At 52.7% G+C, this 717-nt stretch carries 1 protein-coding gene; it reads left to right on the top strand.

Annotation, left to right across the window (positions count from 1 at the left end; all coding sequences use genetic code 11):
* Positions 1-83 precede the first annotated feature (83 nt).
* The coding region (locus A3736_RS05310) for a hypothetical protein (RefSeq protein ID WP_156501986.1) at positions 84-717 on the top strand (634 nt) is incomplete at its 3' end.

The following is a 717-nucleotide window of genomic DNA, read 5'->3' as shown; positions in this document are numbered from 1 at the left end:
AGGTAAGGGAAGTCAAAGTCCCGCTCGTGGACGCAGCGATTTTAGCGGTCGCTTCCAAGCTATCCTTACAGGGCACAGTTTCCTTGAACGAGGTAGATGAGGCAGTGCTTGCTGCCCTTCGTCGAGCGCATCCCGCCGCTGGTGATACAGAGGAAGAGTTAGGCCGTTGGCTCGCCGAAATGGATGAGGCGCAACTGAGTGGGGTGGTGAGCAATACCAAAGGTGTTCTTCACGAGATGCGCTTCGTCGCACTGGAAAACTCTGACGGCGATACGATCTTTGCCGCACAGTTCGAAGCAATTAATCACCCAGGGTATGATGTTGTCTTCTCAGATCATGCCAGCGGCACAGAATGGGTCGCACAATTGAAAGCGACCAGTTCTGAAGCTTACGTTGAAGAATGGTTGGAGCAACACCCTGATGGTGAAATCATCATAACATCAGAACTTGCCGAGCGAATGGGACTTCAAGATTCCGGCTTCGCGAACGCAGAACTCACAGCCGATACCGAGGAACTCGTTGATCAGCTTATATCTGCTGAACAGAACGACGCCATTTGGGAATACATCCCAGGGTTGACCGCGCTATCAATCGCGGCGGTGGTCTATGAGATGCATCGTCGTCTTCTGCGAGGGGAGATCAGCAGAGATGAATTTATATGGATGACCGCAAAGGCCACCGGGAAGAGCGCCGCTCGCGTATTGGTGCTTACCAGTT

Source organism: Erythrobacter sp. HI0063, from assembly GCF_001635685.1.
Taxonomy (GTDB): domain Bacteria; phylum Pseudomonadota; class Alphaproteobacteria; order Sphingomonadales; family Sphingomonadaceae; genus Qipengyuania.
This window is presented reverse-complemented; position numbering and strand designations above follow the sequence as displayed.